Below are 15,905 nucleotides of genomic sequence, written 5' to 3'. Positions count from 1 at the left end.
CACTCGGGTACCGCTTGGATTGCTCATGCCGCAGCCCAGTGAACCCCGAACATGCGACCGGCGACGTGACCCAACATCACACCATCGAGCGGTGTCAAGCCGGACGGAAGATCACGTACCGCACTCTCACATCCCCAGTGCTTCGTATACGGCATCCATGGTGGCTTCTGTGTGGGTCACCCTCCTGATGCGATCGGCCCTGGCCGTGGAGCCGAGCTTGTCGAGCACGGCAGCGTAAGTGATCAGTGCGCCTCTCAGGTCGTCCGCGTACTCGTGCGGCGCGTACGTGGCCAACTGCACGAACAGGGCGACCGCTTCCTCCAGCGCGGCCTCGGCCTGCGGGAGCCCGCTGCCCCGGGCGGCCCTCAGTCGGCCCGCTCCCCACAGCGCCTTGGCGATGAAGGGGCGGTAGACGGCCGGGTCGGCCGCAGAGAGGCGGCGCAGGCTCCCGACGACCTCGTCGGCCGCGGTGAGTGCCTCGTCGTACCGCTCACCTTTGACCAGCAGGCTGTTGAGCCTGTTCACGGACACGGCGAGGTGCGGCAGATGGGTCGCGGGATCCGCTGCGACCAGGCGCCAATAGACGGCCAGCGCTTCGCGCGCGGTCGGCAGCGCCCCGTCCTCCTCAGCGTCGGCCAGCAGACTGCTCAGGTTGACCAGGCTCCTGGCGAGGCCCGCCTGGTGGGCCTCGGAGCCGGTTCCGGCCAGGCGCCGGTGGATCTCGACCATCTCGCGCAGGGGCACCAGCGTCTCCCGCAAGCGCCCAGCAGCCCGGAGCCGGGTGGCTAACTCCTCCAACAGGGCGATAAGGCGGTCGAGTTGGGCGTCCGGGTCGGCTTCGGCCAGTCGCCTGCGCACTTCGATCGCCTCCCGCAGGGCGGCCAGCACCTCGGGGCGCCGCGCGCCCCCCAGCAGGGCGCACAGGTTGTCCAGGGCCAGCGCGAAGTCGGGCAGGTGGGCGGCGGGGTCCACATCGGCCAGTCGGCGGCCCACGTCGACCGCTTCCCGTATCAACTGCGACGCCTCGTCCAGACGTCCCAGTCGGGCGAAGACGGCACTCAGGTTGTTCAACGACTTGGCGAGGTCGGGCTCGTGGGCGTCGGGGTTGATCGCGGCCAGCCGGCGGAAGAGCGCCACGGCCTCCTCAAGCGTCGGCACCGCCTCGTCCGGCCATCCGGCGTCGACCTGGTAGCTGCCGAGATTGTCCAGGGCCGCGGCGAGGCCGGGTTCATGGGCATCGGAGTTGGCAGTGACCAGTCGTCTTGAGGTGGTGACGACCTCCTCCAGGGTCAGGGCCGCCTCCTGCGGCAGTCCGAGTTCCCGCAACCACATCGCCCGGTGGCGCAGCGCCCGGGCGAGATCGGGCAGGTGGGCGGAGAGATTCCGCTCCGCGGCCAGCTGGAGAAGCTCGATGGCACTGTCGGCTGCCGCCAGCGCGTCCTCCGGCCGCTTCAGGGCGGAGAAGATCATCCCGAGATTGTCCGCCGCGGTGGCGACCGGGACGACGTAACGCTGTCGCGTGGCATCGTCGCCCTGGAGCAGGATGGCCGCCGACTCCATCGTGACCTGCAGAGCCTCTTGTGGCCGGCGGTGCCGAAGAAGGGCGGCGCCCAGATTGATCAAGGCTCCGGAGAGAACGCTGGGGTCGCTCTCCGGGTCGGCCGCCATCAGTTCCCGCGAGATCGCCGCGGCCTCTTCCGCCACCACCAATTCCTCGACCTCCCTGCCCACGCCGGGCAGGTAGGCGCTGAGGTTGACCAAAGCTCCTGCCAGGCCTGCCCGGTGGGCCCGAGGATCGGCCTCTGCCAGCGAGCGGAACGTAGTGGTGGCACGCTCCGCAGAGGCCACCGCTTTGTCGGCCAGACCGGCATGGGCGTAGCGCGCGGAGAGATGGCTGTGCAGGATCGCCCGGTCAACGGCGGATTCGGTGTCCGCCAGGCGGCGGTCGGTGAGGCGCTCGGCCACCGCGGCGATGCCCGCGTCGAGGTCGATGTGCCGGTTGGCCGGCAGGACCGTGTCGATCGATTCAAGGACCCCGAGCAGGCTGCCGTCCAGCACCTCGCCGTCCGCGATCCTGGCCAGGGCGCCGAGCGCGGCCGAGCCCGCGTCCAGCGCGATCCGGGGATCGGCCTTCACCACCGGGTACAGGTACCCCTCCCCGACGTGCGGCCAGCGGTCCGCCGCCGCCGCGAGGTGGGCCACGGTTCGCGGCGTCCAGGCCGGCGCCGCGCCGTCGTCCCCACGGCGCAGGAGCACAGCGGGAACGGAAGCAGCCCAGTCGTCCGACGGGTACCCGGTGATCGGGCTGCCGGGCAGCATGAGCGCGACGAAGTCCTCTGCCAGGCGATCGGGCAGCAGCGGTTCGAAGGAGTTGACGCGTGCGGGGTCGCCGGGCGGGTAGCAGACGCCGTGGTCCAGGAGGATCGGCTCGGCGGGTGCGTGCGGCATGAGCCGTTCGATGACGCTCCTGGCGGTCCGCCGGTCAGTGGGTCCGATCAAGGTGGCGGCGAACACCGCGCGCGCCATGTCTTTGTCGGGGGTCCGGAAGCCGAGGCCGTGCCGGGCGTTCTCGTACAACTGGCGCCAGTTCTCGTGCTCCCGGTCCAGCAGGTAGACCGTCCGGCCGACCATGTCGGCGGGGGCACGGCGGCCGTGGGTCGCCGCGTCTACCGCCACCAGGGCGGCCATGTGCACCACCAGCGTCACCCCGAAGTCCGGATCGTCCAGGGCATCCGGAGGCGTGATCGCCCGAGGTTCGTCGATCTGCGGGTAGTGCCGGGCGAAGCACTCGCACGCCGTGGTGAACATGCGCTGGCGCGCGCTGCCGTCGTCGGGCAGCGGCGGCAGAAACTGATCGGACGTGTCGATGGTCTCCCGGAACTGACCGAGCTTTCCCCGCAGTGCCGGCCATCCGGTCGCCGACCGTCCGATCAGCAGGACCCTCGCCGGGACGGAGTGGCGCAGGATGCGGTTGTGGAGCAGCCAGCTCAGGTCCGCCAGGGGCCAGCGGTCCGCATAGTCGACCAGCAGCAGGATCCCGGTGTGCCCGTCGGGACGCAGGTCCTCGCCGGCTTCCGCCGGCGGGTGGGCGTCGGTGCCGTGCGTCGCGTCGACCACCTTCCAACCCGCGCCCAGGGACTCGGCGGCCAGCAGGTTCGCCAGGCGCGTCTTTCCCTGGCCGCCCTTCCCGTGCAGCCACCGCACCGAGAGCCGCGGACCGGTGTCCCGCCACGTGACCAGCTCCTCCAACTCGGCCGCGCGGCCCGTGAAGTCGACGATCTCCGCGCGTGCGTCGAGCATCCGGCTGGGCTGGGCCCGCAGCCACGGCGACTCCAGGCCCGTCCGCCGACGGTGGCCGAACAGCAGGTACACCGGCCTGCCGTCGCCGAAGACGTGGATGTCCGCGCCGATGCACCCGTAGCCGAAGCCGTTCTCGACGTGCACGACCTGCTGGACACCGGCCGATTCCCCGGACGGCACTTGGGTCATTCGGTGGCCTCGGGCTCGTCGCCAACGACGACCGAAGGTGCGGGCGGCGGCTGCGCCGGCCCGTGATGGACGATCACATTGCCGCCGAGAGAGGCGAACACCTGCCCGTGGTCACGGGCGATGTTCGTCTGTCGCTGCTGCCAGACCTGTTGCGCCGACGGCAGTTGCTCCTGGATCTCGCGCACCAGCAGCCGAAGTTCCTCCCCCGCATCGGGATGCTGCCGCAGCAGGGCCGCGAGCTGGAGCCGCCAGACCGGAACCAGGTCCTGACGGACCGCCTCCGCGTCGTCGGAGCCCGCCACCAACGCGGCGTGTCCGTCCAACTGTTCCTCGACGGCAGCTCGTTGGACGTCATCGGCACGGCGGAACAGTCCGGCCATCCGTGCGCGCGCCGTCGACCAGCCGTCGGTGGCCATGGCAGCCACCACCGTTGTCGCCCCTGTCATGGCCAAGGCGGCCACCTCTTCGAACACGACGCTCCCTCGCCATCCGGGATCGGATCCCGCTCCTGCGGCCACTCAACTTAGCGGCACCTGCTGTAAGTTGTCCCGCCTCGCCCTCCCCTCACTGCGCGACGGCACCGTGGGACGCCACGTCGCCGTCGAGCAGGGCGACCACCAGCGGAGCGAGATCGGGCCGGGAGAACACCACGGCCGCGAGCCACTCCGGGGTTCTCGTCCGCGTCGCCAGCAGACGCATGATGTGGCGGCGGCAGAGCGCGGGATCGACGGACACGGCCGCGAGCACCAGCGCCCGCACCTCGCGCTCCTTGTTGGCCAGGCTCCGCGAACCGAGGCTGCCGAAGGCTTCCTCCAGCAGGTCGGCGGCCGCGTCCTGGTCGCCGTCGCGGGCCAGTGCCTCGGCACGGGCGGCGAGCACCCGGATCCGCGGGTTTCCGAGCGCATCGTCCCCGAGACGAAGCATCGCGTCGGCGCGGTCCGGACGGCCTATGCGCGCGGCCACCTCCGCCACGGCCGCCCCTTGCTGCGCCCGTACGCCCTTCGTAGCGTCCCTCCATCCCTCGGCGGCCCGCCGGGCCAGATCCAGGAGGCGGTCGACATGGTCGTCCCTCCCCAGGGCGGCCGCGATCTCCGCGACTCTGAGCAGTGCCTGCGCCCTGTTCGGCTCCGTCACCGCCAGCGCCTCGTACTCGGCGGCGGCGAGATCTCCCCCGACCGCGCGCTTCACCGCCGGTCCCGACTGGTCGCTGAACATGTCGGGCATCCGGATACGGTCGGCGAACCTCCCGGCCCACTCCGGTTCCCCGCTGCGCAGGGCCGCCGACGCCGCAACGGCGGCGGGGTCCTGCTCCAGGCCCCTCCGGGACCTGGAGACCGAGGTCTTGGACACGGACCGGGCCACGGTCAGCAACCGCTCGGCCAGGGCGAAACGGCCCGCCTCGGCGGCTCCGATCGTGGCCTGTTCGAGGGCGAAGACGTAGCTTCTCTCTCCGGCGTGCGAGGCGAACTCCCGGGCGAGGGCGTGGTCTCCGGCGCGTCCCGCACCCCGCCCCAGGATCACCGCGATGCGGTGCACCGCATCGGCGTCGCCGTTCGAGTTGGCCAGCGCGAACAGCGGTCCCGCCTGGTCGAACCGACCGTGGTGGGCCACGGCCTCGGCCACTGCCAGGGTCTCCCAGAAATGGCCCGTGCCGGGTGCGCCGAGGTCCCGTAGGATCCGTTCGGCGCGGCCCGGACTCCCGCATCGGGCCAGGGCCACGGCGAGATCGACCCGGCTGTCCGAATGATCGCGCGGACGGTCGATCGAGGCGGCCGCCCGCACGGCGTGTTCCAGATACACCGACGCGGCATCGGAGTTGCCGCCCTCGTTTGCCGCCTCGGCGCAACGTATCAGCGCGGCCAGCCGCGCCTCCGGGTCGACGAGGCCGTCGAGCAGATGCCAGGCCTGAGCGGGGCGGTCGAGCAGCTGGTACAGATGCGCCACGCGGGCGGCCCCCTGCCGGCCCTGCCCGGCCGCCTCTTCCACCAGACGTAGGCAGAGGTCCCGATCGGGCACGCGCGCCGCGGCCTCGGCGAGGTCAAGCACGGCGAAGAACCGTTCCCGGACCGCTCGCAGCACGGCGGCGTCCGTCGCGTCCGGTACGGGAGCGGGCAGCCTGGCCAGCATCTGCTCCGCGACCCGCAGCAGCGCGGCACCGGCCTTGCTCCCCTCCTTGTGGGCGACCCCCCGGGCGAACTCGGCGTACACACGGATCTGCGCACCCGCACCCTGGGGCCGGGGAAAGGCGAGAACACACTCCTGCGCCCCGCGCACCTGGGCCGAGCGGGCGGCGATGCCGACGAGGGTATCGTCGCTTCGCCCGCCGGCGCTGTCGGCGAGGCCCTCGGCGGTTCCGAGAATCCGCAGGGCGTCGGCGCGGTCGCCGACCTCCAGGTGGGCCTCGGCCACTGCGGCCAGGGCCACGGCCATGAGATCCGTCCCGGGGCTGGGCGGTGCGACACAGGCGATGTGCTCCGCCTCCCGGAGCAGCTCCAAGGCCGTCGTCCGCGCACCGCAAGCGTGCGCGGTGCGGGCCAGGGCGGCCAGTGAAGGAGCGTTCCAGACTCCGCCGGCCTGATCGTCGAGGGCGATGGCCCGGGCCCGAGCGACGTAGCGGTGGGCGCGCTCGGTGTCTCCCAGTCGTGCGGCCGCCTCGGCCATGCCCGTGTACGCCCGGACGGAGTGCCAGATCACCGATGCCAGGCACTCGGCCCAGGACCACTCCCCCTGCTCGGCCCAGGCCACCGGGAGAGCCGGCGGGAAGCCGAAGCTCACATGCCCCGGACGTTCGGTCAGCCGATAGCGGCGCATGGCCAGGACGCACGCCTCGCCCAGGCTGTCCGCCTCCGTCGCGGCCAGGACGTTCAGGACATCGGTGATTTCCTGCCAGGCAGGGGCGGGGTGACCGGCCCGGCGTTGCCACAGCGCGATCCGCTCGGGCGAGGGGAGGGCGGCGAGCGCGGCGATATCCGGGCCCGCGACGAGCACCGCGGGGTAATGGTCCAGGAGATACGCCGGGGTGTCGTCCGGCCAGGCCCGACGGGCGAACTGTTCGGCCCAGGCGCGCAGAGCGCCACGATGCCGCTCGGCCTCGGCGGGACCGATCGCGGCGACGGTCTCCCGGCGCAGTGCGTCGTCGGCGAGGTCGAACCGCTCCTGTGACGAGTCCGGGTCGCCACGCGACACCAGTAAGCCGGAAGGGACCGTCCGCAGCACGGCCCGCGCCTCGTGCGCGTCCATGCCGCCGCCTCGCGCGGCGAGGACCGCCTCGAGGTCGTCCGCGGTCTGGGGGCCGCCGACGGCGAGAGCCCCCAGCACCGTACGGGCATCACGGTCCGCCAGCACGGTGGCGAGGGGGCTCGCGGACAACCAGACGCGAGGGCAGCGTCGCTCGTCCCGCAGCGGGTGCGACCGGGGCACGGCCTCCGGAATCCGGGGCAGGACGCGACTGAGGACCAGAACGTGACCGTGGGAGCTCGTCGCGGCGGGCAGCAGGGCCGCGATCGGGGGCGACTCGTGGTTTCCGTCGAGGCCGTCCACGAGCAGCAGCAGGTGTCGGCCGCTCGCCTCGGCCCGCGCGCAGGCACGGGCCCAGAGGCCGTCGAGCGTGCTCGGTCTGGAGAGCGGCGGAGCCGACTCGCCCAATAACGCCGCGAGCCGGTCGTGGACTTCCTGTCGAAACCGCATCGTCTGTCCGCCGGAGGCGCCCGACGCGAAAAAGGAGACGACGTCGACGTCCCCCGGCGGGTGAGCGGCGAGCCGCTCGGCCAGAGCGGTCTTGCCGGACCCGGGCGGCCCGATAAGCCAGCGGTAGGACTCGTGCGAGCGCGCGAACGCTTCGAGTTCCGCCAGTTCGCCGTCCCGGCCGCGAACGTCGTCCATCAGCTCCCCCTCACCGGGAGCCCCGGAGGGTCACCCTCGTCCCCACGGTGACAGAAAACACTGTCAACGGCCAGGGCCAAGATCCCCGTACGGCCGGAAGCGGCAGCCCTGATCGACCGCAAGTCGACGTCGGAAAGCCGCTGGGCAAGCCCGTGCTGATGGACCCGCGCGACGACCGCGGCCACCCAGTGCTCGGGTTCGACGTCGAGGCCGACCGAGTCGTTCTCTTTGCAGATCAGCGGGTCAGTGCTGGGTGAGGGTGACGGCGAGGTCGCCAACGTCGGGGCGGGCCGGTGGTGGCGGGTACCGGGGTCGGGTCGGCGAGCGCGGTACGATTGCTTCCCCATTCCCTAGCGTGAGGATGGAACCGATCTCGCGAGACGGGGGTGTGTTCACGTTTCGTACGCGGGCCCGGGCCGAAGCGGCGAGACGCCCGCGGTGCACGCTCGAGTCATGCGCCAGCCCATCGAGTCTCCCGACGCCCTTCTGCGTGCCACCGTCGTGGCCATCGCCAGCCGGACGACGGATGACCCGAGACCGGCCGGGGCGCTGCGGTCGGTGCTCGAACTCATCGACAACGACGAGGCGGAGCTCGCCCTGGACCACCTCGCGCGGAGCGTGGAGTACCACCAGATCCCGGTGCCGCGGGAGGAGTACGACCGCCTGGTCGCTGAGGCGGCCCGGCTGGACTCCGGGTACTTGCCGTCGGAGACGGGCCTCGAACGATTCGTCATCGGCTGAACCCGCACGTGCCGCCTCCTCTCGGCGCCTCTCATCCGCAGGTACGGGCGGCCGCCGCCACCTGACCCCCCGGCGCTTTTCGTTCTTCGAAGCGGGTGCGGCACCAAGTGGCCGATGCCGGAGGCCAGACCTGATGGTCTGGCCCTTCTTCTGTGTCCGGGCGAATGAGCGGCCCCGTTCGCCCCGGAGTTCCGCTCTCCAGCGCGCAACGAGCCCCCGAGTTGCCTGCGTGACGCGCACGCATCTCAACAGGCAGTTGTGCCGGTGCCGTTGACAAAGTGGTGACCTGGCGGAAACCTGTCACCTGATCGTCGCAAAAGATTGACTGAACAGCTCAAAACTCTCGCTGAAACGCGAATAGTCCGTTTTTGGGCATGGAAGGTGTCGTGCGAGGGCTCCGTCGACGTTCACTCGTGCATCCGCCCCCAACCCGCCCTCCTCCCCGGCGCTGTTCACGCAGCGGCAGGACGGGTCACGGTCGGCCGCCCGGGTGAGCAACCAAGAGGACTTTTCATGCGATTGAGAAACCACGGGCGGCGAGTGATCGTCGGCTCGGTGATGGCGGGCCTGAGCGGCGTGGGGATGACACCCGCCCCCGCCTATGCGGCTGAGGGCCCCAATATCGCCTTGGACAAATCCGCGACTGCGGGTCACGGCTGCCGCGTACCCCTGCCGTGGAAGGCCGACGCTCCCTCGTACGGCTTCGGCGCCGGTACGGAAACCTGGCTGCAGCAGCCCGCCGACCGGGCACGCTACGCCGTCGACCGGCAGACAGCGGACCCCGGATCGATGCTCAGCCTCTACCGCACAGCGCTGCGAATACGCCGCACGGAGACCGGAGTCGGCGACGGCCCCCTGACCTGGCTGCCGTCTCCTGACGGACTGCTGACCTTCACCCGCGCGGAGAACGTCCTCAGGGTCGCGAACCTCTCTGCTGGCCCCGTCCCCCTGCCGTCGCACAACGATGTCCTGCTGGCCAGCGAAGAGCTGGCGGCGGACCGGACGCTCCCCTCGGACACCGCCGTCTGGCTGCGTACCTGACCACGCCGTCAGTCGACGGAGAACTCGCCGTCCGACGGCGTACCTGACCACGCCGCGCACGGTGGGGTGCCCGGTGTGCTGCCGCCTCGCGGGGCAGCACACCGGGCCTGCTGCTCCCACTGCCCGGGCCGCGACGCCCGGTCGATGTCCGCATCACCTCTGACAGAAGTGAGCCAGAAATGAACTCGAGCCGATCCGGACGCGGCGCACGCAGCGGCCGAAGAGCCGTCCTGGCGACCGCCGCCCTCGCCCTGAGCCTTAGCGTGACCCTTGACGGCGTGGCCTCAGCGGGGACGGCAGGCCGGGAACCGGCCGCCGGCGCCACGGGCCCCGTGGTCACGCGAGCCGGCCTCGCCCCCGAGCTCGTCGCCGGGCGCGGTGCCGTCGTCTCCTTCGACGAGCAGGAGGCGGAGAACGCCTCCACCGACGGCACGGTCATCGCACCCGACCGCACCCCGTACACGCTGGCCTCCGAGGCGTCCGGACGCTCCGCGGTGCGGCTGGCCCCCACGCAGCACGTCGAGTTCGTCCTCCCACGTGCGGCCAACGCCCTCACCGTCCGCTACAGCATCCCGGACGCCCCCGAGGGCGGCGGCATCACCGCGCCGCTGAACGTCACCGTCAACGGCGGCCACCGCAAACCGATGACGCTCACCTCGCAGTACTCCTGGCTCTACAACCAGTACCCCTTCACCAACAACCCCCAAGCGGACCTGCTGCACCCCGACTGGTGGATCACCGAATGCGCGTGCGTCCCCGCGGCCACCAGCCCGGCGCCCCAGATCGCCAAGCCCTTCCGGCCCACTCACTTCTACGACGAGCAGCGACTCCACCTCGGCCGCACCTACAAGGCCGGCGACCGGGTCCGCCTGACCGTCCCCGAGGGCAGTTCCGCCGCCTGGACCGTCATCGACCTCCTCGACACCGAACTCGTCGCCGCACCGCACGTGGAACGCGGCGGCGTGAACGTCCTGGCCTTCGGTGCCGACCCCACCGGCCGGCGTGACGCGGCCCCCGCCATCGAGCGCGCCATCGCCCTCGCCCGTCGTATCCACCGGCCCGTCTACCTGCCGTCGGGCACCTTCCGGGTCGACCGCCACATCGTCGTCGACGACGTGACCATCGTCGGCGCCGGTAACTGGCACACGATCCTCAAGGGCCGCCAGGTCACCCTGGCCGTGCCCGCACCCGACGGCTCCCGGCACGCCGGCGTAGGCCTCTACGGCAAGAGCGCGGCCGAGGGCGGCAGCCACAACGTGCATCTGCGCGGCTTCGCCATCGAGGGTGACGTCCGCGAGCGGATCGACAGCGACCAGGTCAACGCCATCGGCGGCGCCATGAGCGACTCGACGGTCGACGGCCTGTACCTGCACCACACCAAGGTCGGCCTGTGGTTCGACGGCCCCATGTCGAACGTCAAGATCACGAACAACGTGATCACCGACCAGATCGCCGACGCCCTCAACTTCCACACCGGCGTCACCGACTCCCTCGCCCACAACAACTTCATCCGCAACACCGGCGACGACGGCCTGGCCATGTGGTCGGACACGACCACCGACGCCCGCAACACCTTCTCCCGCAACACCGTCCAGTCCCCGACCCTCGCCAACGGCATCGCCATCTACGGCGGCGAGGACAACACCGTCAGCGGCAACCTCGTCGCCGACCCCGTCCGCGAGGGCAGCGGCTTGCACGCCGGCTCCCGATTCGGAGCCGAGCCCTTCACCGGAGCACTCCGCTTCACCGACAACACCACGGTCCGCGCCGGCACCCTCGACCTCAACTGGCAGATCGGCCTCGGCGCCATCTGGTTCTACGCCCTGGACAAGAGCATCGACGCCGACATCCAGGTCACCGGCGACCACTACCTCGACTCCACCTACAACGCCATCATGCTGGTCAGCGACTACGGGGTGAAGGACAAGGTCGACATCCCGGCCGTCCACTTCAGGGACGTCCGCGTCGACGGCACCGGGAACTCCGTGGTCAGCGCAAGGGTGAAGGGATCCGCCCTCTTCGAGAACGTCGACGCTCGCAATGTCGGGGCGATCGGCGTCAACAACTGCGGCTCCTTCAACTTCCCCGCCGCAGGATCCGAGTTCACCCTGACCGACCGCGGCGACAACGACGGCGGCTGGCTCGCGCCGTGGATGCTCCCCAACACCATCACCTGCGACGACCGCCCTCCGGTCGTCGCCCCGCCGGCACCGACCACCTGGTGACGCGACAGGCGTAGGGGGTAGGGGCGGCACGCCGGTCCACGGACCGGCGTGCCGCCCACACCGCGTTCAACGACAGAGCAGAGAGGGCACGCATGCGAAAGAAACAAACCACCTCACGGACGACCTCCCTGCCCATCGCCGACGTGTACAGCGGACAGAACCCCGTACGCACCCTCGGACGACTGCTGCGTCCTGAGCTGCCACGGCTGACGGTCGCCGTCGTGACCTTCGTCGCCAAGCACAGCCCCATCTGGTTGCTGCCGCTCATCACGGCGTTGATCCTCGACGTGGTGGTGGAACACCGGCCCGTGTCCGAACTGTGGACCGCCACTGCGGTCCTCCTGACGATCCTCCTGCTGAACTTCCCCCTGCACCTCATCTACGTGCGCTGTATGGGAACCGTCGTTCGAGGACTGGGCACCATGCTGCGATCGGCGCTGTGCGCCCGCATGCAGCAGCTGTCGATCGGCTACCACTCGCGGACCAGCGCCAGCGTCCTTCAAGCCAAGGTCATCAGGGACGCCGAAGCGGTCGAGCAGATGCTCATGCAGTGCGCCGACCTCGGGCTCGCGGCGGTAGTCACCCTCGTCGGAGGCCTCGTCGTCATCGGCCTGCGCGTCCCGTCCTTCCTGCCCGTATTCCTGATCGTCGTCCCGGCGGCGGGCCTGCTGGTGATGAGGCTCCGAGGCCGACTGCGGGACCAGAACGAACTCTTCCGACGACGGATGGAACAACTGTCATCACGGGTCGGGGAAATGACCACACTCATCCCGATCACCCGGGCCCACGGCCTGGAGCACGCAGCCCTCGGCCGCGTGAACGCCTCGTTGGACGAGGTCCGCTCGGAGGGCATCCGGCTCGATCTGCTCAACGGGCGCTTCGGCTCCCTGGCATGGATCATCCTCAACACACTCGGTCTGCTGTGCCTGACGGGCTCCGCGCTGGTCGCCTACCACGGCTGGCTGCCCGTCACAGCCGGCGACGTCGTCATGCTGAGCGGCTTCTTCACCGTCCTGACGGGTTCGGTCACCACACTGCTCAGCCTCGCCCCGATCCTCAGCAAGGGTTTGGAATCGGTCCGGTCCATCGGCGAGGTACTCCAGGAACCCGACCTGGAACAGAACACCGGTAAGGAGCAGGTCCCCTCCGTCGAGGGACGTATCGATTTCGAGAACGTCACCTTCGCCTACGGGGAGCCGGGGGCGCCAGACTCCCGGACCGCCGTCGACGGGGTGACCCTCTCGGCACGGCCCGGCGAAACCGTCGCCCTCGTCGGTGCCTCGGGCGCGGGCAAGTCCACCGTCCTGAACCTGCTCATCGGCTTCATCCGTCCCGCCGGCGGACGCATCCTCCTCGACAGGACCGACATGGCCCGGCTCGACCTGAGGAGCTACCGCCGCTTTGTCTCCGTCGTGCCCCAGGAGTCGATCCTCTTCGAAGGCACGATCGAGGAGAACGTCACGTACGGTCTGCGTCACGTCGGCAAGGACGCCGTGCGGCGGGCCCTCCAGGACGCCAACGCGCTGGAGTTCGTCGACAACCTCCCGCATGGCCTGGACACCGTCGTAGGCGAGCGCGGCGCGCGCCTCTCCGGGGGGCAGAAACAACGCCTGGCCATTGCCCGGGCCCTCATCCGCGACCCCCGCGTGCTCGTTCTGGACGAAGCCACCTCAGCCCTGGACAACCATTCGGAAGCGCTGATCCAGCAGGCACTGAGCCGCCTGGTCCGGGGCAGAACGGTCTTCGTGGTCGCCCACCGTCTCTCCACGATCCAGGGCGCCGACCGGATCGTCGTCATGGACCATGGCCGTGTCGCCGAGGTAGGGAGCCACGACAAGCTCATCGAGATGGGCGGCCTATATGCGCACATGCACGTCGCGAAGACCTGACCCGGACGGATCTCTCAGGTCGATGTGACCTCAGCTAGTGCCGCATCAGGCAACGTTCGCCCTGGTGATCAGTTCGCGTAGCCGTTCGTCGGCGGCGTGCTTGTTCCGCCAGACGATGTAGCGGCGGATCATGCTGCCCTGGGCTTTGTGGGACGGGTGGTCGGTGCCGTCGAGGGCGAAGTAGCGCAGGGCAGCGAACTGGGCCTCGATCCGGTTGAGCCAGGAGCTGTTGGTTGGGGTGTAGGCGATCTCCACGTTGTTCGCCGCCTCCCACGTCCCGACCCGCTGGCACCGCTTCGTGGTCAGGTGCGGGGAGTAGTTGTCACAGACGATTGCGATCCGCACGTCGACCGGGTGCAGCGAGCGCAGGTAGCGGCAGAACTCCAGGAACTTGGACCGGTTCTTGGTCTTCTTGATGTGGCCGTAGAGCTGGTCTTTGGCGAGGTCGTAGGCGGCGAACAAGTGGCGGACCCCGTGCGGTCGGGTGTAGGTCGCGCGTCTTCGGGGCCTGGGATCGCGGCCGCGGTCCTTGTGCCGACCGCCGCGTTCAGCCCACTGCCGGCCGGGGTGGGGCTGGAGGTTGAGCGGCCCGAACTCGTCCATGCAGAAGACAACTTAGGTTCGCCTTCCTCAGGTCTGACCTCGCCGTCGGCGATCGCGTAGAGGTGCTCGACACGCGCTTTCTTGGCGGCGTAGTCGGGGAGCAGGATGCGCAGGCCCTCGTGGCTGATGTCGTCGACCACCCCCTCGGCGACCAGGAAGTCGGCCAGCTTGGCCAGGCTCCAGGTCGAGAACGGCAGGCCGTGTTCGACCGGCTTGGACTTGGCGATCTTCTTGATCTCGCGGCGTTCGGGCAGCGTGAACGTCTTCGGTCGCCCGCCCCCGTACTTCGGGTAGAGCGAGTCGAAGCCGTCGGCGTTGAAGTTGTGGATCACGTCGCGGACCCGGTCCGCGCTGGTGAACGTCACCTCCGCGATCTTCGCCACGTCCATGCTCTGCGCCGACTGCAGCACCATCTGGGCCCGCCTCCAGGTCACCACCGACCCGGTGCCCCGGCGGATGATCCGCAGCAGCCGCCGCCCCTCGCCGTCATCGATCTCACGGACCCGCACGCGTTTCAGCCACGTGATCATTCTGACCACCCGGAGCTACCGATCACCGCAACCGGGCGACTCGCCCCAAGAGACCGAACGCTGCCTAACCCCCGCCGCAGCGACCAGCCTCACCACAGGTGCAGGAAGCTCCGGATGTCGTCAAAGCCGTCCAGAGCCCGACCGTCCACATCCGACGGATCCGCCTCCGCACCGCCAGCGACTCCGCCAGCGCAAGGGCCTCATCGCCGAGATGTCCGAAGCGTCGGGCGGTATGCCCCAGGCACAGGCCGGCCAGACCGAGCAGAGGACTGCCCGGCACAGCCCGTGTTCCGACCTCCATGCACCAGTGCTCGACGTACTCCCGATCGTCGTCGTTCAACGCGCTCCCGACCAGGACGCTCGCCGCCTCGCCCTCTGCCGAGCGGTCACGCAGGGCCCGCTCCAACGCCTCAACCACCACCTCGTGAGGCAGCGCGGGAGGGTTCTCAAAGCTCAGATGAGAGTGCATCCCGCGAGACTACGTGCCCCATGCGATCCGCACGCAACCGGCAAGACCGAGGCGAACGTTGCCTGATGCGGCACTAGACCGTGTATCGAAAGTGGATCTTGCACCGTGAATGATCACCGTTCATGGGACGGGGAGATCTCACGGACGAGCAGTGGGCGGTGCTGGAGCCGCTGCTGCCGAAGGGGTCGGAGGCGGGGCGGCCGCCCGTCTGGCCTCGGCGTCAGTTGATCGACGGCATACGGTTCAGGGTCCGGACCGGTGTTCCGTGGCGGGACGTGCCCGTTGAGTACGGGCCGTGGGGCCGGGTCTACGACCTGTTCCGCCGGTGGCAGCGGAACGGCACCTGGTACCGGATCCTCACTCGGCTCCAGGCCCTGGCGGAGGCGAAGGGGGCGATCATGTGGGACCTGAATGTCGATTCCACGGTCTGCCGCGCGCATCAGCACGCGGCCGGGGCCCGCAAGCAGGGCGACCGGCAGAAGGAACCGCCGGGCGGCATCTTCACCGAGCCCTCTGATCACGGGCTGGGGCGCTCGCGCGGCGGGTTCACCACCAAGCTGCGCCTGGCCGTCGAGCAGGGCCAGGTGCAGCTTGGTGGTGATCACGGCAGGACAGCGCGGTGACTCACCGCAGTTCGAACCCGTGCTGGAAAAGGTCCGAGTGCCCCGCCTCGGGCCGGGTCGGCCACGTGTCCGGCCCGATCGCGTGCGGGCTGACAAGGCGTACGCCTCCCGCGGCAACCGTGCCTACCTGCGCCGCCGCGGGATCCGCGGCACCATCCCGGACAAGGCCGACCAGGCCCGCAACCGTCGAAAGCTCGGCTCTCGCGGTGGCCGGCCGCCGCGCTTCGACCCGGTCGACTACCGCGAGCGGCACGCGGTCGAGTGCGGAATCAACCGGCTCAAGAGGCACCGCGCTGTCGCCACGCGGTACGACAAGCAACGGTGATCGGACGTGAACGGCATACCAGCCGGTGGATCGTCATCGACACGGCGACACGCCACCTCCACACCTTCCGGCCTAAGCTCGTCCACAC

General features: G+C 70.2%; 7 protein-coding genes and 2 pseudogenes. 5 read left to right on the top strand and 4 right to left on the bottom strand.

What is annotated here, in order from left to right:
* Nucleotides 1-126: 126 nt before the first annotated feature.
* The 3 genes from ACIPPS_RS11045 to ACIPPS_RS11035 form a co-directional block, all read right to left on the bottom strand.
* Complete coding sequence (locus tag ACIPPS_RS11045; RefSeq protein WP_401429623.1) at nt 127-3,489, bottom strand: tetratricopeptide repeat protein; 3,363 nt, start codon at nt 3,487-3,489, stop codon at nt 127-129.
* Nucleotides 3,486-3,962 (bottom strand): hypothetical protein, encoded by a 477-nt coding sequence (locus tag ACIPPS_RS11040; RefSeq protein WP_401429621.1) that lies wholly within the window; start codon nt 3,960-3,962, stop codon nt 3,486-3,488. Before ACIPPS_RS11040 ends, ACIPPS_RS11045 begins: the two co-directional genes overlap by 4 nt.
* A 91-nt stretch (nt 3,963-4,053) precedes the next feature.
* Nucleotides 4,054-7,371 (bottom strand): hypothetical protein, encoded by a 3,318-nt coding sequence (locus tag ACIPPS_RS11035; protein ID WP_401429619.1) that lies wholly within the window; start codon nt 7,369-7,371, stop codon nt 4,054-4,056.
* 453 nt (nt 7,372-7,824) lie between these two features.
* Here ACIPPS_RS11035 and ACIPPS_RS11030 point away from each other — a divergent pair, with 453 nt between their 5' ends.
* The 4 genes and pseudogenes from ACIPPS_RS11030 to ACIPPS_RS11015 all read left to right on the top strand — a co-directional run bounded on the left by ACIPPS_RS11030 (nt 7,825) and on the right by ACIPPS_RS11015 (nt 13,267).
* Nucleotides 7,825-8,112: a hypothetical protein gene (locus ACIPPS_RS11030; RefSeq protein WP_401429616.1), complete on the top strand. Its 288-nt coding sequence runs from the start codon at nt 7,825-7,827 to the stop codon at nt 8,110-8,112.
* Nucleotides 8,113-8,766: 654 nt separating this feature from the next.
* Nucleotides 8,767-9,153: pseudogene (locus ACIPPS_RS11025) on the top strand (DUF3459 domain-containing protein); the annotation flags it as partial.
* 179 nt (nt 9,154-9,332) lie between these two features.
* The gene (locus ACIPPS_RS11020; protein WP_401429613.1) at nt 9,333-11,378 is read left to right on the top strand and encodes a glycosyl hydrolase family 28-related protein; all 2,046 of its coding nucleotides are present in this window, start codon (nt 9,333-9,335) and stop codon (nt 11,376-11,378) included.
* Between the two features lie 92 nt (nt 11,379-11,470).
* Complete coding sequence (locus ACIPPS_RS11015; protein ID WP_401429611.1) at nt 11,471-13,267, top strand: ABC transporter ATP-binding protein; 1,797 nt, start codon at nt 11,471-11,473, stop codon at nt 13,265-13,267.
* Nucleotides 13,268-13,312: 45 nt separating this feature from the next.
* Here ACIPPS_RS11015 and ACIPPS_RS11010 read toward each other — a convergent pair.
* Nucleotides 13,313-14,400: pseudogene (locus ACIPPS_RS11010) on the bottom strand (IS630 family transposase).
* A 591-nt stretch (nt 14,401-14,991) separates the two neighbouring features.
* Between ACIPPS_RS11010 and ACIPPS_RS11005 the strand changes: the two are divergent.
* Nucleotides 14,992-15,817, top strand: a protein-coding gene (locus tag ACIPPS_RS11005) for an IS5 family transposase (protein ID WP_401429609.1) whose coding sequence is annotated in 2 segments (ribosomal slippage) — nt 14,992-15,452 and nt 15,451-15,817 — 828 coding nt in all. Because the reading frame shifts where the segments join, the coding sequence is not laid out codon by codon here.
* Nucleotides 15,818-15,905: the final 88 nt, after the last annotated feature.

The organism is Streptomyces sp. NPDC090127 (assembly GCF_044746945.1).
Taxonomy (GTDB): Bacteria; Actinomycetota; Actinomycetes; order Streptomycetales; family Streptomycetaceae; genus Streptomyces.
Note: the sequence above shows the minus strand (reverse complement) of the source record. Positions and strands in the feature narration are given on the sequence as shown.

Bases quoted from the DNA above. Each gene is read 5' to 3' on its own strand.
- ACIPPS_RS11030 (WP_401429616.1), top strand. From the start codon at position 7,825: ATGCGCCAGCCCATCGAGTCTCCCGACGCCCTTCTGCGTGCCACCGTC.
- ACIPPS_RS11045 (WP_401429623.1), bottom strand. From the start codon at position 3,489: ATGACCCAAGTGCCGTCCGGGGAATCGGCCGGTGTCCAGCAGGTCGTG.
- ACIPPS_RS11020 (WP_401429613.1), top strand. From the start codon at position 9,333: ATGAACTCGAGCCGATCCGGACGCGGCGCACGCAGCGGCCGAAGAGCC.
- ACIPPS_RS11035 (WP_401429619.1), bottom strand. From the start codon at position 7,371: ATGGACGACGTTCGCGGCCGGGACGGCGAACTGGCGGAACTCGAAGCG.
- ACIPPS_RS11015 (WP_401429611.1), top strand. From the start codon at position 11,471: ATGCGAAAGAAACAAACCACCTCACGGACGACCTCCCTGCCCATCGCC.